The organism is Candidatus Binatus sp. (assembly GCF_036567905.1).
In the GTDB taxonomy this organism is placed as follows: Bacteria; Desulfobacterota; Binatia; order Binatales; family Binataceae; genus Binatus.
In genome coordinates this window covers 16,125-34,490 of the sequence record NZ_DATCTO010000060.1, presented here as the reverse complement: position 1 = coordinate 34,490, position 18,366 = coordinate 16,125, and the positions used below count along the sequence as shown (strand labels likewise).

The following is an 18,366-nucleotide window of genomic DNA, read 5'->3' as shown; positions in this document are numbered from 1 at the left end:
TTGTTCGCGAGGTGCCCGACGGCGCGCTGGTGATGTCGCATCATCCGCAGCGCGAAAGGGCCGGCTGGATGGCGACCTGGCGCAAGCGCCACGGGCAGGGGTGACGGCAGCACCCAATGTTAAGGCCGCCCGCCGTTGGCGGGCGCGGCATGAAGGAAGAATCACCTGCGCGGTGGGCGGCAGGGGCTGCGGCCCCTGCACCCGCAGTGAGAAGACGCGAAAATCTGCGCAGCGCATCTTTTCGCGACTACGCCACGGCCAGGGGTGACCCCTGCACCTGGTGAAAAGTGAAAAGTGAAAAGAGAAGATGCGGGCTTCGCCCTGTTAGAACTTTTTTTGTGTCATCCTGAGCGCAGCGAAGGAACCCGGATCTGTAAGAAAAGATGCGGGCTTCGCCCTGTTAGAAGTGGGGTAGGGAAGAGGCGCGCGGGTTGATGTTGGTCTAGTGCGGCCGCTGCTACTCGCTTAGCTCGGCGATGCAAGGACTCGGCGTCTTTCAGGTCGGTCCTATCGAAGTCCTCGGTGAATTGCTCGCAGATTTCGGCGAGCATCGCGCGCGTGACGGGGGGGATCACTGCGGGCGGAGCGTTCGGAGGGCGAATAGCGGATGTTAGGTACCGGTGACGACCTCCAACGACGCCATCCCATAGCAGAGCAATCAGCGGTCACAGATCCGCGGTCGCTGCGCTTTGGTCGGGATGACTCAATGGGAGCGGACGGGACGCGGGCGGAACTTGGAATTTGGACCCTCACCCGCGCCGGGCGGCGCGGCCTCTCCCTGTCAGGGCGAGGCAAAAATGCAACCGAAGCGGAGCAGGAATCATCAGGATTAGAATCGTCACTTGTGCTAACTCGCCCGGGCGGGAATAATCGAGGCCACGGGGCACGATGTGCCAATCCATAACGAGGTGACGGTCGAAGCGATAGAAAGCAGAGAGCGAGAGTAGCGCCAGGACTCATGGCCGCATCGCGCCATGAGTTGACGAGGTGGAAGCAGCATCGAAAGATTCGGCGGATGGCTTCCCGGCTCCACAGTCGATAGAGGCGAGCAAACCGCGCGAGCGATCGCGCGACAAAATACGCCTCGCGTGGCAGAGCATCCGGCTCTGACGTGACTTCCCAAACTCTCCTGACACAAATCGTATCGCTATCGTTTCGCCCTGAGCCGGTGGGTTCGGATAACTCTGCAAACTTCCCTGCGAATCCGGGGAAAGGAGCGAACGATCATGTGCGGAATAATCGGATACGTCGGGCCGCGGGAAGCCTACCCTATCCTGCTCGAAGGGCTGGGCCGCCTGGAATATCGCGGCTACGATTCGGCCGGCATCGCAACTTTAGTTGACCACCAGCTCGAAATTCGCCGGGCCAAGGGCAAGCTCGACAACCTGCGCCATCTGCTGGCCAACTCTCCGCTGCACGGACACATCGGAATCGGGCACACGCGATGGGCGACGCACGGACGCCCGTCGGAAGAAAATGCGCATCCGCACAAAGCCGGGCCGGTCGCCGTCATCCACAACGGCATCGTCGAGAACTTCATCGAGCTGCGCGCCGAACTGCTCGCTCGCGGACACAAGCTGCGCTCCGAAACCGACACCGAGCTGATCTCGCACCTGATCGAGGAAAAGCTCAAAGGCGGCCGCGGGCTGACCGAGGCTGTGCGCGAAGCCGTTTTGCGGCTGCGCGGTTCGTTCTCGATCGTCGTGCTGTCGGAAACCGAACCCGACAAGCTGGTCGCCGCCAAGACCGCGACGCCGTTGGTCCTGGGGCTGGGCGACGGCGAGAACTTTATCGCCTCGGATATTCCCGCGATTCTCGAACACACGCGCTCCGCGATTGTGCTGGAAGACGGCGAGCTGGCCGAGGTCACCGCCACCGCCGCGCGGCTGATGAAGTTCGATGGCACCGCGGTTACTCGCACGGCGCGTCAAGTGGAATGGGACGCCGTCGCCGCGACCAAGGGCGGCTTTCGCCATTACCTGCGCAAGGAAATCAACGACCAGCCGCAGGCGTGGATCGACACGATGGCGGGGCGGGCGGACGGCGGCTCGACCAGCGTGCGCTTCGAAGGCGAACTTCTGCCGGCGGGCGGGCCTGCGTCGATCGGGCGAATCGTGATGCTGGGTGCGGGCGCGTCGTGGATAACCGCGCAGGTGGCCAAGTTCATGATCGAGGAGCTCGCCGCGATTCCGGTCGAGGTCGATTACTCATCCGAGTTCCGCTATCGCCGGCCGCCGATCGACGGCCGCACGCTGATCATCGCCGTGTCGCAGTCGGGCGAGACCGCCGACACGATCGCCGCGATGGAAGAAGGACGCGCGCGCGGTGCGCATCTGCTGGCGATCACCAACACGGTGGATTCGTCGATCGCGCGCAAGGCCGACGCGCAGTTGTACACGCGATGCGGTCCCGAGACGAGCGTGACGACGACCAAATGCTTTCTCACGCAGCTCGAGGCTTACTATCTGTTCGCGATTCATCTGGCGGCGCGGATGGGACGGCTGTCCGGCGCGGACGCCGGCAAGCTGCTGCAACCGGCGTTCGCGATCCCCGGACAGATTGAGGCGATCTTCGAGAGGGAGCCGAAGATTCAGCAGATCGCGCGCAAGTACGCGCCGGCGCGGGATTTCCTGTTCATCGGCCGCGGCATCAACTACCCGATCGCGCTCGAGGGCGCGCTCAAGCTGAAGGAAATTTCCTACATCCACGCCGAGGGTTACTCCGCCGGCGAGATGAAGCACGGGCCGATCGCGCTTATCGACGAGAAGATGCCGGTGGTGGTGATAATTCCCAACGACGACTTGTTCGACAAGTCGATGTCGAATCTCAAGGAAGTCGAATCGCGCAACGGGCGGATTATCGCGGTGACCAATCGCGCGACCGCCGAGCTGAAAAGCGTCGCCGCGGAAATTATCGAGGTGCCGGAGACCAACCGGATGCTGACGCCCGTGCTGATGACGGTGCCGCTGCAACTGCTCGCGTATCATATCGCGGTGGAGCGCGGCACCGACGTCGATCAGCCGCGCAATCTGGCGAAGTCAGTGACGGTCGAGTAGGCAGGGGTCTGGCAGGGAGCGGGATCATTGCGGGCGGTGAGCATCCGATGCCTTTAATCGCGCGGCTAGCGCGCAGATCGCCTGCCGAGTTAACGTTCCAGACAAGGGGTGCATTGGCAAGGGCATGACTACAACACGGGAGCGAGGATGGACTGTCGCGGTCGCGGCGTCGGCGATAATCGTGGCGATGGCCGGTGCGAGCCCCGCGTTTTCAGCCGATGCGCTCAGTTTTCCGCCGACCAGGTTTGTGATTCTGAACCCTGATACCGGTATTGCGATCGGGTGGGGCCGGTACCGTATCGAGAGTACCGGCGACGGCGCGACGCTGCACGGCGAGAACAACTACTACGACGATCAGTCCGACGTCGAGACCGCCGAGTTGCAGCCGGGAGCCGGAGGCGAGCCGCCCAGGCTGGTCGAATTCGATCACACGTTCTTCAACGCCGACGGATCGATCCAGCGCCGCGCTCACGTGGATCTGAAGTCGGGCGCCGCGACCTGTATTGACAATTCCGGCGCACAAAAGAGCGAGCAGGCCGCAGTGCTCAGCATCCCGGACAACACTTGGGCGGGCGCGAGCATTGTGATTCCGATCCAGGATTTATTGCGCGCGGGCGACAAGGGATTGGCTCGTCCAATCCACGTCTTCAACTGCGCTCCCAGCCCGAAGATATTTTCGATCAGCGTGAAGATCGATCCGGCAAATGCGGTGTGGGCGGCCTACGGCGGCGCGGCGATCCGAGTCGAAGTCCGGCCGGATTTTGGATGGTTGAACCTAATCGTCGCGGCTTTCGTGCCCAAGCTTCACGCATGGTTCGATCCGAAGGACGGATTCGCGTTCGTCGGCGACGAAGCCACGCGCTACTACAAGGGCCCGCGGATCATGCTGGTGAAGACCCGTTGAGACGGGTCCACAGGGGCCGCGACGCTTGAGATGCTTGAGCCAGACTGCTCGGCAACGTGATGCCCGTTGAGACCGGAGCGGTCGTTGCGGTAGCGGGGCGGTCGTCGCTGCGACGACCGCGCAGGGAAAGAGGTCGCCTGAGAGCGCGGATAGGATGTGTTTCGCTGAGTGACAGCCAGTGAAAAACTAAAAGTGGACGATGCCCTCGCCGTCGGGATGGCGCGCATTTTTTGCGGGTTTGGGCTTTCGATACTGAAACGAGGTCTTGCACTGCTGGCAGGTGCCTTCGGGCTGTTGGCCGCTGCGGCGGACCAGTTTTACGTAGCGCACGGTACCGCCGTCGCACAGATGAGCAGCGACGGGGAAGTCGTACACCGTACGGACCGTGATTTTCTCGCTCATTCTCCGCTAGTGCTCCTCAATTCAGTTGGTCTCTCCCGCCATTTGGTACGCACGACGACTTTTTTCGTTTCAACTTTTCAACCACGCGCCCGAGTCAGACTCGAATCAAACAAGATAGTGAAATCGCGGCGGCGATCAATCTTTTTGACGATCAATTCGGAAATATTTTCAGTTTTTTCGGTCTTTCACTTTTCAGCGATGCCGCGGACGCCTTGAGTTCGAGCGCATGGATACGGCTTGTGCTAGTTTTTTCGACGAATCGATGGAACGCCGGCTCACAAAACTGCTGGTCGCCAATCGCGGCGAAATCGCGCTTCGGATCATCCGCAGTGCGCGCCTGTTCGGCCTGAAAACCGTGGCTGTCTATTCGGCGGCGGACGCGAAAAGCGCACACGTCGGCGCGGCTGACGAGGCAATTGCGATCGGACCCGCCCAGCCCGCAAAGAGCTACCTCGACATCGCGGCGATAATCGCGGCCGCAAAGCATTGCGGCGCCGACGCGATTCATCCGGGCTACGGATTTCTCTCCGAGCGTCCCGAGTTCGCGCAGGCTGCGGCCGATGCGCAGATCGTGTTTGTCGGGCCGCGGCCGGAGGTGATGGCGGCGCTCGGCGACAAAGTCGCGGCACGGCGAATCGCAGTTGCAGCCGGGGTTCCGGTGGTGCCGGGAATCGAAGCCGCGGAAATTTCCGCGACGCGCGAGTTTGCCGCGCTCGTGGGCTACCCGCTTGTGGTCAAGGCTGCGGCAGGCGGAGGCGGACGCGGGATGCGTGTGGTTGCGCAAGCCGCGCAACTCGAGAGCGCGCTGGGAGCGGCCGCGCGCGAAGCCGCGGCGGCGTTCGGCGACGGGCGGATATTCGTCGAAAAATATCTCGCGTATCCGCGCCATATCGAAATACAGTTTCTCGGCGACGATCACGGCGCCGTGGCCGCTTTCGGCGAGCGTGATTGCTCCATCCAGCGGCGGCATCAGAAGATTATCGAGGAGTCGCCGGCGCCCGGACTCACCGATCAAATGCGCGCGAAAATAATCGACGCGGCGCTGAAACTCGCGCGCGCGGCGCGCTACACCAACGCCGGCACCGCCGAGTTTCTGGTCGAGGGCGACAACTTCTACTTCCTCGAAGTCAATGCGCGCCTGCAAGTCGAGCATCCCGTGACCGAGATGCGCTTTGGGTGCGACCTGGTATGCGAGCAATTGCGGATCGCGTCGGGCGGCAAGGCGCCGGTGCCGGCGGCCCCGCGCGGCGCGGCGATCGAATGCCGAATCAACGCCGAGGATCCCGAGCATGACTTCCGGCCCGCGACCGGAACCGTGCTTCATCTGAGCGTCCCCGGCGGACCGGGCGTGCGCTTCGACTCGCATCTGGCGCGCGGCGCCGAAGTGACGCCGTGGTACGACGGTCTGCTCGGCAAGCTGATCTGCTACGGCGCCAATCGCGAGGAGGCGCGCGGCAGGCTGGTCAATGCGCTCGACGAGTTCGCCTTGCTTGGCGTGACGAACAACGCCGCCTACCTGCGCGATATCGTAGCGAGCGGGCAATTTCGCGACGCGAAACTCTCCACGCGCTTCATCGACTCATTCTTTTCAGGGTGGGAGATCGGCAAGTCTGAAATCGATGCGGCAATTGTGGCGGCGGCGATTACCGGCGGCGGCGCGATGGGCGATATCCCGTCAGACGGCGCTGCGTTGCCGGCCGGCGCTGAGCGCCGTTCGCCGTGGGACGATCTCAAAAACTTCGAGCTGTGGGGATCGCGGCGATGAAGCTCACGCGCGTGGGCGACTCGCGCGAGATCGACGCCGAAGTGATCTCGCGCGACGGCAGCACGATTCGCGTCCGCATCGGAGACCGGCAACTCGCCGCGGAGTTCACGGCCAATGCGGACGGCGGCGGGGTGCTTACGATCGACGGCCGGCGCTACCTAATTTTCGGCGCGCGGCGAAAGGATTCGATACTCGTTTCAGTCGGTCCCGCGTCCTTCGAGTTCATGCCCGCGGAAGCGGCTTTCCGGCGCCGCGCGCGCGGGCTCGCAGCGCCGGAAATCATCGCGCCGATGCCCGGCAAGGTGCTCAAGCTGATGGTGCGCGATGGCGACCTGGTCGAGGCCGGACAGGCGCTGGTCGTGATCGAAGCGATGAAAATGGAAACCACGCTCGCCGCCGAGAGCGCGGCGATGGTGAAACATGTTCGCGTCGAGGAGGGTCAGATGGTCGATCACGGCGCGGTGCTGATCGAGCTTAGTCCGTCTCCGGCTTCGTCAGGTCGCGAATCCGCGCCTCGAGTCGAGTGATCCAATCGTCGAAGTCACCGTCGCGCTCGACGACTATCTCCAACTTGCCGCCTTTCAAAATCGAGACGCGCCCCGGATGCGCGGTGCGCAGCGGAATCACAACCGCCTCGCGCGAAATTCCCATCGGTTCAATCACCGCGAAGATTTTTTCAATTTCCTTCAGCGTTACGGCCTTGAGCATGGGCGCGCCTCGTGCGAGCAGGCTCTTTACTTAAATCGCCGGCGTCGTAAGCTCAAGGCGGCGGCGCAATATCGTTCGGCGGAGGATCGCGTGTTTGGCACAATCAAGAAGGTAGTCAAGGACAAGGGCTTCGGCTTCATCATCGCGGACGACGGCGGCGACGAAGTTTTCTTTCATCGCTCGGCGCTGTCGCCCAAGGTCTATTTCGACGACCTGCGCGAGGGCAACGAAGTTCAGTTCGACGTCCGTCCGGGCGAGAAGGACCGTCAGGCATTCAACCTGCGCCTGCGGTGACTCCGCAACTGATCCGGAATCCGCCGCTCATCGCGCAAGAGCGAGCCAGCGCTTCATCAGTCCCGCGACCAGTGGCGTGAGCCGCGTGCGCGTGTAGAGTCCCGCGGCGCGGCGGATCGCGTCGGCCTGGGTCGGGTATGGATGGATCACGTCACCGAGGCGGCCCAATCCGACGCCTGCGGCGATCGCGGCCGTGAGTTCCGAGATAATCTCGCCCGCGTGGCTCGCGACCACCGTCGCACCGACGATCCGATCGCTCCCCTGGCGGACGTGCAGCTTCACGAAGCCGTCGGTTTCTCCGTCCAGCACCGCGCGATCGACCTCGGCCAGTTCCTGGGTATAGGTCGCGACCGTGATTCCGCGCTGCTTCGCCTCGGCCTCGTATAGTCCGACGTGCGCTATTTCAGGATCGGTATAGGTACACCATGGAATAGTCAGCCGGCTGGCGCGCTTAAGTCCGAAGAACAGTGCGTTGCGGAGTATGATTCGCGCGTGCGCGTCGGCCAAGTGAGTAAACTTGTATGGCGATGCGACGTCGCCGGCGGCGTACACTATCGGATTGGTCGTGCGCAGGTAGTCATCGACCTTCACGCCGTTTTGCCGGTCGTATTCGATCATCGCGGCTTCGAGATTCAACCCCTCGACCGCGGGGACCCGCCCGACGCCGATCAAAATCTCGTCGGCGATAATCTCGCGGCTGATGCCGGCGCGCTGGGTCGCGATTATTTTTTCATTGCCGCGCAATTCGACGCCGGAAATCCTGCATCCGGTGATGATTTCCACGCCGTCGCGGACGATAGCGCGCTCGACCCGCTCTGCGGCGTCGCGATCCTCGCGAATCAGGATTTGCGGGGCGACTTCGAGGATGGTGACCTGCGCGCCGAATCGCGCAAACGTCTGCGCAAGTTCGCATCCGATCGGCCCGGCGCCAATCACGGCGATTCGCCGCGGCAACTCGGTCAGCGAAAAAACCGTCTCGTTGGTCAGATAGCCGGCCGCTGCAAGGCCCGGTATCGGGATCGCGGCGGCGCGCGCTCCCGTGGCGATCGCGGCCTTTCTGAAACGAAGCTTCCTGCCGTCCACCTCTACGCAGTCAGGCCCGGTGAAACGACCGTCGCCGATAAACACGTCGACGCCCAGGGAGCGAAATCGATTGGCGGAGTCGGTCGGGCTGAGTTCGGCGCGCAGCCTGCGCATCCGCTCCATCACGGCCTGAAAATTTACCCGCACACCCGCCGGGACCTCGACGCCAAAGCGGCCCGCGTCGCGAACTGCGGCGGCCGCTCGCGCCGAGCGGATCAGCGCCTTGGACGGAACGCATCCGAAGTTCAGGCAATCGCCACCCATCAGGTCACGCTCGACCAGCGCAACCTTCGCGCCCAAAATGGCGGCGCCCGCAGCGATCACGAGACCCGCGGGGCCGGCTCCGATCACCACCATGTTGTAGCGGCGCGCGGGCTCGGGGTTGATCCATGCGGCGGGATGCAGATTTTCAGTCAGCGCGAGGTTGTAAGCGTCGAGCGGCTCATGCTTCAGCGCGTGCGATTCCATCGATGTGTCCCCTGGCTAGGTCTTTTCGCGGAGCGCCCGGGCGCCGATTCGCGTTGCGTACACGACGACCGCGACCGTCGCGATGAATCCGACCGCGGAGAGCGCCCATCCGGCGGGCGTGCGCCGGGCGCTGCCCCCGGCCGCGCGCGCGAGGTCGCCGCTCAGCGAGCCGATATACACGTAGAGAATTGTGCCGGGAATCATCCCGGCCCACGACGCAAAAAAGTAGTCGCACAGCGTCACGCGCGTCAGCCCGTAGGCATAGTTGAGCAGGTTGAACGGAAACACGGGAGACAGCCGCGTCAGGACAACTATCTTCCATCCTTCCACCCCGACCGCTTCGTCGATCGCTTTGAACTTCGCGTTGCCTTCGAGTCTCGCGCTCACCCAGTCGCGCGCAAGGTAACGGCCCACGAGAAAAGCCGCCGTGGCGCCGAGCGTCGCGGCGATCGAAACGTAGATCGATCCGCGCACCACGCCGAAAATCACGCCGGCGCCAATCGTGAGGATCGACCCCGGAAGCAGCGCGACGCACGCCGCGATGTAGATTGCGATGAACGCGACCGGCGCCAGCGCACCCAGCCCGGCAATCCAGTCAAGCGCGTTCGTCAGCCACGGTCCGGCGCCGATGCGATGCGCACCGTAGAGGATCGCGATTGCGGCGGCGGCGATCAGCAGAATTTTCGGGCGAAGGAAACCGGGGGCTGGGCTGGACGCGGTGGTCATCTTGAGGTTCCGGGATTGGCAGCTCGCGGGGCGGACAATTTTTTTGGTTTCCACCGCGCCATCGCGGGCTGCTTATAATGCCACCGGGGATTGTGTAATCCTAATCCGCATGTCGGTCCACGATCACCAGAAACACGCGCGCGTAAATCTCAAGGTCGGCGTCATCACCGCCAGCGATTCGCGCAGCCCGGAAACTGACGAGAGCGGCAAGCTCATCCGCACTTTGCTCGAGGCAGCCGGTCACCTGGTGGCCTACTACGAAATCATGCCCGATGACGGTGAGAAGATTTCCGCCGCGCTGGTCAATAATTTGCCCAATCTCGACGCGATTATCGTCAACGGCGGCACCGGTATTACCGCGCGCGACGGCACCGCCGAAGTCGTGAAGTCGGTAATCGACAAGGAGCTCGCAGGCTTCGGCGAACTGTTCCGGATGCTTTCGTTTCAGGAAATCGGAGCCGCCGCGATGATGAGCGGCGCTGTTGCCGGAGTGCGCCATGGCAAGTTCGTGGCCGCGATTCCCGGTTCCCCCGACGCGTGCCGGCTGGCGATGGAGAAGCTGCTGATCCCCGAGCTCGGGCACATCGCTTATCTGCTGAGTCTATGAACCAGTGAACAAGTTCACGATCAAACTGTTCGCGACGCTTCGCGAGCGGGCGCATACGACCGAGCTGACGCGCGAGTTCCCAGACGGCACCACCGTCGGCGAGATCTGGAGACATCTGGTCGGCGAATTTCCCGCGCTCGGCGGGCATCACAACTCTGTGGGCTTCGCCGTCAACCAGGAATATGTGGACGGCAGCTTCAAGCCGCGGATGGGCGACGAGATTGCCTTCATTCCACCCGTCAGCGGCGGCACGGATACGCCGGCCTACGTCGGCAAAATCACCATCGGCCGCCATCCGATCGACTTAGCCGCGCTGGAACGCGAAGTTGCCGACCCTGCGGCCGGTGCAATCGTATCGTTCGCCGGTTCCACTCGCCGCGACAACGCAGGCCGGGTCGTGATTCGCCTCGAGTACGAAGCCTACGAGCCGATGGCGCTATCCGAGATGCGCAAGCTCGCGGCCGAGGCCGGCGCGCGATGGAAAATCGTGCGCATCGCGATCTCGCATCGCATCGGCGTCGTCGAAATAGGAGAGACATCGGTGGCGATTGCGGTCTCGGCGGCGCATCGCGCAGAGGCGTTCGAGGCTTGCAGGTTCGCGATCGACCGCCTGAAAGAAATCGTCCCGATTTGGAAAAAAGAGCATTTCGAGGGCGGCGAGGTATGGATCGGCTGCCAAACCTCGCATCCGCCGGCGCTTGAATAGGCCGCGCGCGAATAAGCGCCTCAGCACCCCCATTATTGACCGGGCGGACAGTTACCAGTTACAAACATAAGATGGCGTTGGGCGAAACATCGGTCGAAAAAATCATCCTGGCTGAGCCGCGCGGCTTCTGCGCCGGCGTCGATCGCGCGGTCGAGGCGGTCCGCAGCGCGCTGCGCTCCTACGGCCGCCCGCTCTACGTGCGCCATCAGATCGTCCACAACCGTTTCGTCCTCGAAGCGCTAGAACGCGAAGGCGCGATTTTTGTCGAGAGCCTCGACAAGGTTCCCGCCGGCCAGCGCGTGATCTTCAGCGCTCATGGGGTCGCGCCCAGCGAATGGGATCGCGCCAAGGATCGCGCTCTGCGCGTTATCGATGCCACCTGCCCGCTCGTTACCAAGGTCCATCTCGAAGTCCAGAAATACGACGACGAGGGCCGCACCGTGATCCTCATCGGCCACGCCGGCCACGAGGAAGTGAAGGGCACGCTGGGCGTCGCGCCCGGCAAGGTGGTGCTGGTCGGCAGCGTGAGCGAGGCGCGCACCGTCAAAGTCGAGAATCCCGAGCGCATCGCGGCTGTCACGCAGACCACGCTCAGCGTTGACGACACCCGCGAGATCATGGAAGCGCTCAAGCAACGGTTCCCCTCGATGCAGGAACCCAGGACCGACGACATCTGCTACGCGACCCAGAACCGCCAGAACGCGGTCAAGGAACTGGTGCAGGTCAGCGATGCGGTCCTGGTGGTCGGCTCGAAGCAGAGTTCAAATGCGAATCGGCTGGTCGAGGTCGCGCGAATGCGCGGGGCGCGCGCGTTCCTGGTCGATTCGATCGCCGACGTCGAGCCCGCGATGCTCGCCGGTGTGCGCGCCCTCGGCCTGACCGCGAGTGCTTCCTCTCCCGAATGGCTGGTCGAGGAAATTATCGGTGCGTTCGCCCGCTCGGGCGCCGAGGTCGAGTTGCTCAGCGTCGCCAAGGAGCGGGTGCATTTCCCGCTCCCGATGCCCGCGGACTGAGCCGCGCGGCAATTTCCGCCAGCCATCTGCCGACGCACGCCCGTTGCATTTCGCCTTGACAATTCTGCGCCATTGCTTGCAGACTCATCCCGATTTTGCCAAACCCTGAGAGGAATATTCCGATGCGAACAGCTATCGTGCGCGCGCTCGTACTGCCCATCCTGCTGGCCATCCCGTTCGTCAGCGGATGCCAGTCCGAGGCGAAGAAACATCTATACAAAGCTGAAGATCTGTTCGAAAAGCGCGATCTCGAAGGCGCCAAAAAAGAACTCGAGCGGTCGATAAAAGCCGACCCCACCAGCCTCGACGCGCACAAGTCTCTCGCGCATATAGATGAAGCGCTCGGCGATGACGAAGGCGCCGCGCGCGAGTACGAGGCAGCCTCGGCGCTCGATTCCACCGATCAGAAACTCCTCGACAAGGCGCGGCTCTACAAGCAGCTCGAGAACATGGCGAATTCTTCGGGCAAGTCGCTCGATGACATCAAGGCGGGCAAGGTCGCCGACGGCGTCCGCAATCTCAAGGACATCATCTTCACCACCAGGATTCCGGCGGCCCGTCAAAAGGCGGTGCACGCGCTCGGCGATGCAATCCCGATCATCGAAAAAATCGGCGACCAGCAGGTGCAGGACAAAAAGTACGCCGACGCCATCAATACCTACGATCAGGGCGTCCGGGCCGCGATGCTCCTGGCCAGGGCGCACAAGCTGGAAGCGCTCGGGCCCGAGGCCGACCCGATGATGCACAAGATCAACCAAGCCGCCAAGGCCGCTGGCACGCCCGACGCGAACTTCAAGCTGTTCAATGACGTGATCGGCGATTATCCCGACGACAAGGTCGCCAACCTCGAATTGGCGCAGATCTATCTAAGCAAGACTCCGCCCGACTATGACACCGCCGCCGATTTGGAAGAGCGCGGCGGCGCGCCCGACGACGAGGTTCGCAAGCTCCGCGACCTGGCCAAGAAGCATCGCAAGTGAGATGAGCTAGAGTCGCAATCGAGGCCCGATGCGCCGGCGCGGCTATATCGCGGTCGAAGGCCCCATCGGGGTCGGCAAAACGAGCCTCGCGCAGGCGCTCGCCCGTGAGCTGGGTGCGCGGCTGATGCTCGAGGATGCCGACAACAACCCGTTCCTGCCCCGCTTCTACCAGGATCCCGACAAGTACGCGTTTCCCGCGCAGCTTTATTTCCTGCTCACCCGCCACAGCCAGCAGCGCGAGCTCAAGCAGCAGGATCTCTTCACCCAGGCCACAGTCGCCGACTATCTCTTCGCCAAGGATAAAATCTTCGCCGCCTTGAATCTCGTCCCCGACGAACTCAAGCTCTACGACAACGTGTACAAGCTGCTCGACGCCGAGATCGCCCGCCCCGACCTCGTCGTTTACGTGCGCGCCACCATCGAGGTGCTGGCCGAGCGGCTGCGCAAGCGCAATCGCGATTTCGAGCGCCACATCAGCTTCGACTACCTCGAGCGCGTGTCATCGGCCTACCGCGATTTCTTTTTCTACTACGACGAGGCGCCGCTGCTGGTCGTCGATACTTCGGACCTCGACTTCGTCGCCAATCCCGAAGACCTCGGCGAGCTGATTCGCGAGATCGATCGCGCCGGCGCCGGCACTCAATACTTCGTCCCGCGCAAGAGCTGACTGCTTTCGTTCGCCGCCGCCCTACGCGTCGCGATCGTTAAACGCGATCTCGATATTGTCCGCCAGCTTGAAGTCCTTGTCGGTCACGCCGCCGGCATCGTGCGTCGAGCATGAGAACGTGACCCGCGTGTAGTTGATTGCAATGTCGGGATGATGGTCGGCGGCCTCGGCGATCTCGGCGACCTTTTGCACGAATTCGATGCCGTGCAGGTATTCTTTGAACTTGAACATTTTGCCGATGGCGTTGTCCTTGTACTCCCATCCGGGAAGCGCCTTCAGCTTCTCTGCGATTTGCTCCGCGCTGAGTTTCGCCATCTTGAGATCCTCCAGAGAGTTCTTATCGACAACTTCATCATACCGCACTGAGAGCGCTCGCCGTTATACCAGTCGCGCGCGCCTGTGGTAATACAGGCTCAAGCGGACCGAAACGTAAACAGGGGACACTGAAAAGACGATGGCGAACAAATACGTTACCGACGAAGCTCGCAAGCAAATCGGCAAGGTCTCCGAACCGCGGACTTACGAAGTCGAGCGCGGCGCGATTCGCCGCTTCGCCGAGGCGATCGAGGATCCTAATCCGCTCTTCAACAGCGAACGCGACGCGCGCAAGACCCGCTTCGGCGCCGTGATCGCGCCGCCCACCTTCTGCCGCTCGATGGGCGCGCCGATCCCCAACATCAGGCTCGACATGCCGACCTTGCGCGGCCTCGACGGCGGCTCGGATTGGGAGTACTTCGTGCCGATTCGCGCCGGCGACCGCATCACCGTGCAGTCCAAGCTCGTCGATTTGCGCGAGGCCGCGGGCCGCCTCGGCCCGATGGTCTTCACTGTCGTCGAGACCACTTACACCAACCAGTTCGGCGAGCTCTGCGTCATTCAACGCTCGACCGGAATCCGTTACTAGAGTTGCGCGAGAGGATGCCCACGATGGCGAAGCAAATTTATTTCGAAGACGTCGAAGTCGGCACTGAAGTCGGCCCGCTCGAAAAAAATCCGACCACCCAGCAGCTCGTCAGGTACGCCGGCGCCTCGGGCGACTTCTATCAAATCCACTACGACAAGGATTTCGCGCTCGGCAACGGTCTCCCCGGCGTGATCCTGCACGGCGCGTTGAAGAACGCCTTCCTCGGCCATTTGATGACCGACTTCGCCGGCGAGCATGGATGGCTGCGCAAGCTCGGCGTGCAGTACCGCGGGATGGATCAGCCCGGCGCCAAGGTCGTCGCGCGCGGCAAGGTCTCCAAAAAATACACCGACGGCGGCCATCACATGGTCGATTGCGAAATCTGGCTCGAGAACGCCAAGGGCGAAAAGACCACCCCCGGCTCCGCCACCGTCATTCTGCCCTCGCGCGCCGCGAGCTGACGAGGTAACACGTGATGCCGATCCGGCGCGAGTTCCCGCCGCGATCGCTGGACGCCGCCGCCCTCAATGAGGGCCGCGTCGATCCGCATTACACCAAGGTGCTGCTGCGGCTGCTCGCCGCGCACGCGATGGCCGAGAAACTCACCGCGCTCGGCTACCAGCGCGCGCTCGCGGCGCTCGACAATCCCGCGCTGCGTCCCACCGTCGAGAAAAATTTCGCCGAAGAAAAAAAACACGCGCGGTTTATCTACGACGCGCTCGAAGAACTCGGAGTTTCCCAGCAAGCCGCCGACCGCTCGATGATTTCCGTGCTCAAGGCGCCGTCCTTCGATGCTCCCAGCTACTTCGCCGCCAAGGCCGCCGGCGAGCTTGACCTGCTGATGGCGTCGCTCAGCCTCGATACCACCGGCCTCATCATGATCGGCGAAAACTACCGCCAGTCCAGCTATGTGCCCCATGCGCGCGCCGCCGAAATAATTCTCGATGAGGAAACCGATCATGAAATCTTCGCCTCGCGGCAGCTTGGCGACGCCGTCGAGCGCTTCGGCGCCGACGCGGTCAACGACGCGCTGCGCCAATGGATCCCGCGCGCGGTGAACTTCTTCGGACCGCCCGGCACCGGCTTCACCTACGACTGCATCCGCTACGGTTTGAAGTCGCGCGACAACCAAGAACTGGCTGAGCTGTACGTCACGATGCTATCGCGCCGCTGCGAGCAGCTCGGTCTCGAAATGCCGGTGTTAACGCCCACCTATCCCCACCGGCTCGCCTGAACCTGCGTCGCGTCGATCATCCGTCGGCGTCCAGCGCGCGCAATGCCAGGCCGCGCGCGACCGACGTGAACTCGTCACCCATTCGGATTCGATCGGCGCCAAAGCGTTCGATGAAAATGCGGCGCACCGCGGGCACGAACGACGAACCTCCGGTCAGGAACACGCTGTCGATCGCGCCGGGCTCGAGCGCGACCGTCCTCATCAGTCGATCGACGCATCCGGCGATCTGTTCGAGGTAGCGCGCAATCCAATCTTCGAAATCGCGGCGCGCAACCGTCTTTTCGATCAGGACCGGCGGATCGGAAAACATGAAGTCCGCCGCTTCCAGCGCGGATAACCCGAGCTTGGTCTTCTCCACTGATCGAAACAGAAAGTAGCCGAGATCGTTTTCCACGATATGAATCAGCGCGGCGATCTTTTCGGGCTCGAACGATTCCCGCTTCAGTTCCTCGAACCTGAGCATCGTCGAACGAGCCTTCAGGAACGACAGATAATGCCATCGCTCGAGCCTGGTGTACGGCCAGGTCGGCGCCGGCAGCACCATCCCGTAAGGCGAGCGGTACTTGGTGCCGCGGCCGAGCGCGGGCGCGACCAGGCGCCGCATGACGCGGCCGTCGAAGGCGTCGCCCGCGACGGCGACGCCGTCGTTGCCCAAAATCTCGTAGCGCGCCCCGCCATGCTTCGCGGCCGTTCGCGCCTTCAGTCGCAGCACCGAGAAATCGCTGGTGCCGCCGCCGAAGTCCGCAATCAGCACCGTCTCGTCGCGCGTGATTCGAAGCGCGTAGTCATACGCCGCCGCAACCGGTTCGTACTCGAACGCCACGTCGGCCCATCCCGCACGCCGAATCGCGACGTCCAGCCGGCTTCGCGCCAGCGCCTCGTCCGGATTGCCGGCAGCCGCGAAATGGACCGGGCGTCCGACCACGATTCGCGGCGGCAACTCGCCGAACTGCGCGATCGCGCCGTCGCGGAGCGCGCTGATGATCGGCGCAATCAAATCTCCCAGCGAATACGTTTCGCCAATGATGTCGGTGGATTCGAAAGTCTTGTCGGCGAGAAACGACTTGAGCGATTGTACCAGCCGCCCGTTGCCGGCGGCTGCGAGGTAGCGCCGAATCGCGTCGTTGCCGACCGAGACCGCCGAATCGGTACCGCCGGTTTCTTCCGGCGCCTCGAAAAACAGAATCGAGCGCAACGTCTCGGACTGGTCGCCACCCTCGGCGGCGGGAAAACGCGCCAGGCGCGGCGAACCGTCAGCGCCGACGATCGCAATCGCGCTGTTGGTGGTGCCGAAATCGAGGCCGACCGCCTCCACTTTAGCCGCGGCCGGAGCGCTGGCGATGTCCCGCATCATGCGTTCACGATTAAGGCGCGTTGTACCGTTGTCAACGTTGAGCAAGACGCATATACTCGCCAAACCCTCAGGATGACGATCGCATTGCGACTGCTCGTCCGACACAATCCGGTTCCTTAGCGGACGAGATTTCCTCGTCCGCATTTTTTTCAGTGGCGCATCGCCAGTGCGCGCAGGAAGGAAATAATGCCGCCGGAAATTCGTGAGTCTGAAGTCGCCGCGCAATGGGATCGCAATGCCGACGTGTGGGCCGACCAGGTTCGCAACCGCTGGGACATCTTTCGCGAGCATTGGAACAATCCCGCTTTCCTGGAATTCGCCGGCGACTTGAGCGGGAAGGCCGTGCTCGATGCCGGATGCGGCGAGGGCCACAACACGAGGATCTTCGCGCGCCGCGGCGCTCGCATGACGGGGGTGGATCTGTCCGCCAAAATGATCGAGTTCGCGCGCCAAGAAGAACTCCGCGAACCGCTGGGAATCCGCTACGAACGCGCTTCGTTCAGCAACCTGGCAACTTTCCGCAAAGAGTCATTCGACGCGGCCGTCTCGACGATGGCGCTGATGGACGGTCCTGATTTTCCAGGCGCGATGCGGGAAATCGCACGCGTGCTGCGCCCGGGCGGGACGCTCGCGTACAGCATCCTGCATCCCTGTTTCGCGACCAAGGGGATGGGCTGGGTGAGAGACGGTTCGGGGCGCGCCATCAAATTCACCGTCGCGGATTATTTCAACAGCGAACCGTTTGTCGAGCGCTGGAAGTTCGGCCATGCGCCCAACGCGTCGCAGGTCGAGGACTTCGGCGTGCCGCGCTTCGATCGCACGCTGGCCGACTACGTCAACCCGACCATCGCGGCTGGTCTGCGGCTCGAGGAGATTTGCGAGCCGCGCGCCCCCGAGTCCGCATGCGCGCTGTATCCAGAGGCGTTTGCAAAATTTCGCGATCACATCCCGTGGTTCTTCTACGTTCGCGCATCGAAGTCGTGAGACAAAATATGATTCGTACGCTGACAGGAATCCTTGCAGTTGCCGTTTGCATGATGCTCGCCGGATGCGGCGCGCAGGGCGAACCGTATCAGCCGATGGCGACTCCCGCGTCCAAGAGCGTCATCTACATTTACCGGCCGTACCAGGTTCTCAGTTCGCAGGCGACTCCGATGATCGCTTGCGGCCATGAGAGCATTGAATTGGAACCAGGTGGCTATTTCGCGTTCGTCGAGGACAGCGGACCGGTGACTTGCGCGGCCGCAACCGGCGCCAAGACGGAGTACAAATTCGATGCGCGCGCGGGCGAGCAATACTTCATCAGGGAGGATGTCGATTCCGTCGGACTCGGCAGCCAGGTGCGATTCAGCTTGATGAATGCCGCGGTGGCCGGCGACGAAATCAAGGAATGCAACCGCCAGGGAATTAAACAGTGAATCCGGCAGCACCGTCGCATCGTCGAGGACTCGTGCCCGTTTCGGCCACGAGGGCTCGGGCTGGCGCCGATTGCAGC

21 protein-coding genes are annotated in these 18,366 nt (G+C 62.9%); 15 read left to right on the top strand and 6 right to left on the bottom strand.

Annotation, left to right across the window (positions count from 1 at the left end):
- Positions 1 to 1,226 precede the first annotated feature (1,226 nt).
- Positions 1,227 to 3,056, top strand: coding sequence for a glutamine--fructose-6-phosphate transaminase (isomerizing) (gene glmS / locus VIO10_RS09385; protein ID WP_331962816.1), 1,830 nt, complete (start codon positions 1,227 to 1,229; stop codon positions 3,054 to 3,056).
- 124 nt (positions 3,057 to 3,180) lie between these two features.
- On the top strand, positions 3,181 to 3,960 hold the full coding sequence (locus tag VIO10_RS09380; protein WP_331962813.1) for a hypothetical protein: 780 nt from the start codon (positions 3,181 to 3,183) through the stop codon (positions 3,958 to 3,960).
- Between the two features lie 186 nt (positions 3,961 to 4,146).
- Here VIO10_RS09380 and VIO10_RS09375 read toward each other — a convergent pair whose 3' ends face one another.
- Positions 4,147 to 4,362 (bottom strand): hypothetical protein, encoded by a 216-nt coding sequence (locus tag VIO10_RS09375; protein WP_331962810.1) that lies wholly within the window; start codon positions 4,360 to 4,362, stop codon positions 4,147 to 4,149.
- 262 nt (positions 4,363 to 4,624) lie between these two features.
- On the opposite strand from VIO10_RS09375, the gene VIO10_RS09370 reads away from it, so the two are divergent.
- Together VIO10_RS09370 and VIO10_RS09365 are read left to right on the top strand one after the other, a co-directional pair.
- Complete coding sequence (locus VIO10_RS09370) at positions 4,625 to 6,127, top strand: acetyl-CoA carboxylase biotin carboxylase subunit (protein WP_331962807.1); 1,503 nt, start codon at positions 4,625 to 4,627, stop codon at positions 6,125 to 6,127.
- Positions 6,124 to 6,654, top strand: coding sequence for an acetyl-CoA carboxylase biotin carboxyl carrier protein subunit (locus tag VIO10_RS09365; protein ID WP_331962804.1), 531 nt, complete (start codon positions 6,124 to 6,126; stop codon positions 6,652 to 6,654). The genes VIO10_RS09370 and VIO10_RS09365 overlap by 4 nt, the downstream gene beginning before the upstream one ends.
- Here the strand turns inward: VIO10_RS09365 and VIO10_RS09360 are convergent.
- Positions 6,602 to 6,835, bottom strand: a complete 234-nt coding sequence (locus tag VIO10_RS09360) for a hypothetical protein (protein ID WP_331962801.1) — start codon at positions 6,833 to 6,835, stop codon at positions 6,602 to 6,604. The genes VIO10_RS09365 and VIO10_RS09360 overlap by 53 nt on opposite strands.
- A 90-nt stretch (positions 6,836 to 6,925) precedes the next feature.
- Between VIO10_RS09360 and VIO10_RS09355 the strand changes: the two genes are divergently transcribed.
- Positions 6,926 to 7,129 carry a cold shock domain-containing protein gene (locus VIO10_RS09355; protein WP_331962798.1) on the top strand — a complete coding sequence of 68 codons (204 nt, stop codon included), beginning with the start codon at positions 6,926 to 6,928 and terminating at the stop codon, positions 7,127 to 7,129.
- 27 nt (positions 7,130 to 7,156) lie between these two features.
- Here the strand turns inward: VIO10_RS09355 and VIO10_RS09350 are convergent, their stop codons facing one another.
- Both VIO10_RS09350 and VIO10_RS09345 read right to left on the bottom strand, forming a co-directional pair.
- The gene (locus VIO10_RS09350; RefSeq protein WP_331962795.1) at positions 7,157 to 8,680 is read right to left on the bottom strand and encodes a mercuric reductase; all 1,524 of its coding nucleotides are present in this window, start codon (positions 8,678 to 8,680) and stop codon (positions 7,157 to 7,159) included.
- Between the two features lie 15 nt (positions 8,681 to 8,695).
- Positions 8,696 to 9,406: a TVP38/TMEM64 family protein gene (locus tag VIO10_RS09345; RefSeq protein ID WP_331962792.1), complete on the bottom strand. Its 711-nt coding sequence runs from the start codon at positions 9,404 to 9,406 to the stop codon at positions 8,696 to 8,698.
- A gap of 109 nt (positions 9,407 to 9,515) precedes the next feature.
- On the opposite strand from VIO10_RS09345, the gene VIO10_RS09340 reads away from it, so the two are divergent.
- The 5 genes from VIO10_RS09340 to VIO10_RS09320 all read left to right on the top strand — a co-directional run bounded on the left by VIO10_RS09340 (position 9,516) and on the right by VIO10_RS09320 (position 13,379).
- Positions 9,516 to 10,013, top strand: coding sequence for a molybdenum cofactor biosynthesis protein B (locus tag VIO10_RS09340; protein ID WP_331962789.1), 498 nt, complete (start codon positions 9,516 to 9,518; stop codon positions 10,011 to 10,013).
- A gap of 4 nt (positions 10,014 to 10,017) precedes the next feature.
- Complete coding sequence (gene moaD / locus VIO10_RS09335) at positions 10,018 to 10,719, top strand: molybdopterin converting factor subunit 1 (RefSeq protein WP_331962786.1); 702 nt, start codon at positions 10,018 to 10,020, stop codon at positions 10,717 to 10,719.
- A 77-nt stretch (positions 10,720 to 10,796) separates the two neighbouring features.
- Entirely contained in the window at positions 10,797 to 11,732 is a 936-nt protein-coding gene (gene ispH / locus VIO10_RS09330) for a 4-hydroxy-3-methylbut-2-enyl diphosphate reductase (RefSeq protein ID WP_331962783.1), read from the top strand.
- Positions 11,733 to 11,854: 122 nt separating this feature from the next.
- A complete protein-coding gene (locus tag VIO10_RS09325; protein ID WP_331962780.1) occupies positions 11,855 to 12,712 on the top strand; it encodes a hypothetical protein in 858 nt (285 codons plus the stop codon).
- 28 nt (positions 12,713 to 12,740) lie between these two features.
- Positions 12,741 to 13,379: a deoxynucleoside kinase gene (locus tag VIO10_RS09320; RefSeq protein ID WP_331962777.1), complete on the top strand. Its 639-nt coding sequence runs from the start codon at positions 12,741 to 12,743 to the stop codon at positions 13,377 to 13,379.
- Between the two features lie 21 nt (positions 13,380 to 13,400).
- Here VIO10_RS09320 and VIO10_RS09315 read toward each other — a convergent pair whose 3' ends face one another.
- On the bottom strand, positions 13,401 to 13,694 hold the full coding sequence (locus tag VIO10_RS09315; RefSeq protein WP_331962774.1) for a 4a-hydroxytetrahydrobiopterin dehydratase: 294 nt from the start codon (positions 13,692 to 13,694) through the stop codon (positions 13,401 to 13,403).
- 139 nt (positions 13,695 to 13,833) lie between these two features.
- On the opposite strand from VIO10_RS09315, the gene VIO10_RS09310 reads away from it, so the two are divergent.
- Genes VIO10_RS09310 through VIO10_RS09300 form a run of 3 tightly spaced genes read left to right on the top strand, consistent with a single transcriptional unit; the run spans position 13,834 to position 15,517 of the window.
- The gene (locus VIO10_RS09310) at positions 13,834 to 14,283 is read left to right on the top strand and encodes a MaoC family dehydratase N-terminal domain-containing protein (RefSeq protein WP_331962771.1); all 450 of its coding nucleotides are present in this window, start codon (positions 13,834 to 13,836) and stop codon (positions 14,281 to 14,283) included.
- Between the two features lie 23 nt (positions 14,284 to 14,306).
- Positions 14,307 to 14,744 (top strand): MaoC/PaaZ C-terminal domain-containing protein, encoded by a 438-nt coding sequence (locus VIO10_RS09305; protein ID WP_331962769.1) that lies wholly within the window; start codon positions 14,307 to 14,309, stop codon positions 14,742 to 14,744.
- 14 nt (positions 14,745 to 14,758) lie between these two features.
- Positions 14,759 to 15,517, top strand: a complete 759-nt coding sequence (locus VIO10_RS09300) for a Phenylacetic acid catabolic protein (RefSeq protein WP_331962767.1) — start codon at positions 14,759 to 14,761, stop codon at positions 15,515 to 15,517.
- Positions 15,518 to 15,533: 16 nt separating this feature from the next.
- Here the strand turns inward: VIO10_RS09300 and VIO10_RS09295 are convergent, their stop codons facing one another.
- A complete protein-coding gene (locus VIO10_RS09295; RefSeq protein WP_331962764.1) occupies positions 15,534 to 16,871 on the bottom strand; it encodes an Hsp70 family protein in 1,338 nt (445 codons plus the stop codon).
- A 186-nt stretch (positions 16,872 to 17,057) separates the two neighbouring features.
- Between VIO10_RS09295 and VIO10_RS09290 the strand changes: the two genes are divergently transcribed.
- Both VIO10_RS09290 and VIO10_RS09285 read left to right on the top strand, forming a co-directional pair.
- Positions 17,058 to 17,855, top strand: coding sequence for a class I SAM-dependent methyltransferase (locus tag VIO10_RS09290; protein WP_331962761.1), 798 nt, complete (start codon positions 17,058 to 17,060; stop codon positions 17,853 to 17,855).
- Between the two features lie 8 nt (positions 17,856 to 17,863).
- Positions 17,864 to 18,289, top strand: coding sequence for a hypothetical protein (locus tag VIO10_RS09285; protein WP_331962758.1), 426 nt, complete (start codon positions 17,864 to 17,866; stop codon positions 18,287 to 18,289).
- Positions 18,290 to 18,366 lie beyond the last annotated feature (77 nt).

What these genes read in the sequence shown, in the direction of transcription:
- VIO10_RS09380 (WP_331962813.1), top strand. Translation starts at nt 3,181, where the DNA reads ATGACTACAACACGGGAGCGAGGATGGACTGTCGCGGTCGCGGCGTCG.
- VIO10_RS09345 (WP_331962792.1), bottom strand. Translation starts at nt 9,406, where the DNA reads ATGACCACCGCGTCCAGCCCAGCCCCCGGTTTCCTTCGCCCGAAAATT.
- glmS (WP_331962816.1), top strand. Translation starts at nt 1,227, where the DNA reads ATGTGCGGAATAATCGGATACGTCGGGCCGCGGGAAGCCTACCCTATC.
- VIO10_RS09365 (WP_331962804.1), top strand. Translation starts at nt 6,124, where the DNA reads ATGAAGCTCACGCGCGTGGGCGACTCGCGCGAGATCGACGCCGAAGTG.
- VIO10_RS09350 (WP_331962795.1), bottom strand. Translation starts at nt 8,680, where the DNA reads ATGGAATCGCACGCGCTGAAGCATGAGCCGCTCGACGCTTACAACCTC.
- VIO10_RS09320 (WP_331962777.1), top strand. Translation starts at nt 12,741, where the DNA reads ATGCGCCGGCGCGGCTATATCGCGGTCGAAGGCCCCATCGGGGTCGGC.
- VIO10_RS09285 (WP_331962758.1), top strand. Translation starts at nt 17,864, where the DNA reads ATGATTCGTACGCTGACAGGAATCCTTGCAGTTGCCGTTTGCATGATG.
- VIO10_RS09315 (WP_331962774.1), bottom strand. Translation starts at nt 13,694, where the DNA reads ATGGCGAAACTCAGCGCGGAGCAAATCGCAGAGAAGCTGAAGGCGCTT.
- VIO10_RS09310 (WP_331962771.1), top strand. Translation starts at nt 13,834, where the DNA reads ATGGCGAACAAATACGTTACCGACGAAGCTCGCAAGCAAATCGGCAAG.
- VIO10_RS09370 (WP_331962807.1), top strand. Translation starts at nt 4,625, where the DNA reads ATGGAACGCCGGCTCACAAAACTGCTGGTCGCCAATCGCGGCGAAATC.
- VIO10_RS09290 (WP_331962761.1), top strand. Translation starts at nt 17,058, where the DNA reads ATGCCGCCGGAAATTCGTGAGTCTGAAGTCGCCGCGCAATGGGATCGC.
- VIO10_RS09300 (WP_331962767.1), top strand. Translation starts at nt 14,759, where the DNA reads ATGCCGATCCGGCGCGAGTTCCCGCCGCGATCGCTGGACGCCGCCGCC.
- VIO10_RS09295 (WP_331962764.1), bottom strand. Translation starts at nt 16,871, where the DNA reads ATGATGCGGGACATCGCCAGCGCTCCGGCCGCGGCTAAAGTGGAGGCG.
- VIO10_RS09305 (WP_331962769.1), top strand. Translation starts at nt 14,307, where the DNA reads ATGGCGAAGCAAATTTATTTCGAAGACGTCGAAGTCGGCACTGAAGTC.
- VIO10_RS09375 (WP_331962810.1), bottom strand. Translation starts at nt 4,362, where the DNA reads ATGAGCGAGAAAATCACGGTCCGTACGGTGTACGACTTCCCCGTCGCT.
- VIO10_RS09340 (WP_331962789.1), top strand. Translation starts at nt 9,516, where the DNA reads ATGTCGGTCCACGATCACCAGAAACACGCGCGCGTAAATCTCAAGGTC.
- VIO10_RS09360 (WP_331962801.1), bottom strand. Translation starts at nt 6,835, where the DNA reads ATGCTCAAGGCCGTAACGCTGAAGGAAATTGAAAAAATCTTCGCGGTG.
- VIO10_RS09325 (WP_331962780.1), top strand. Translation starts at nt 11,855, where the DNA reads ATGCGAACAGCTATCGTGCGCGCGCTCGTACTGCCCATCCTGCTGGCC.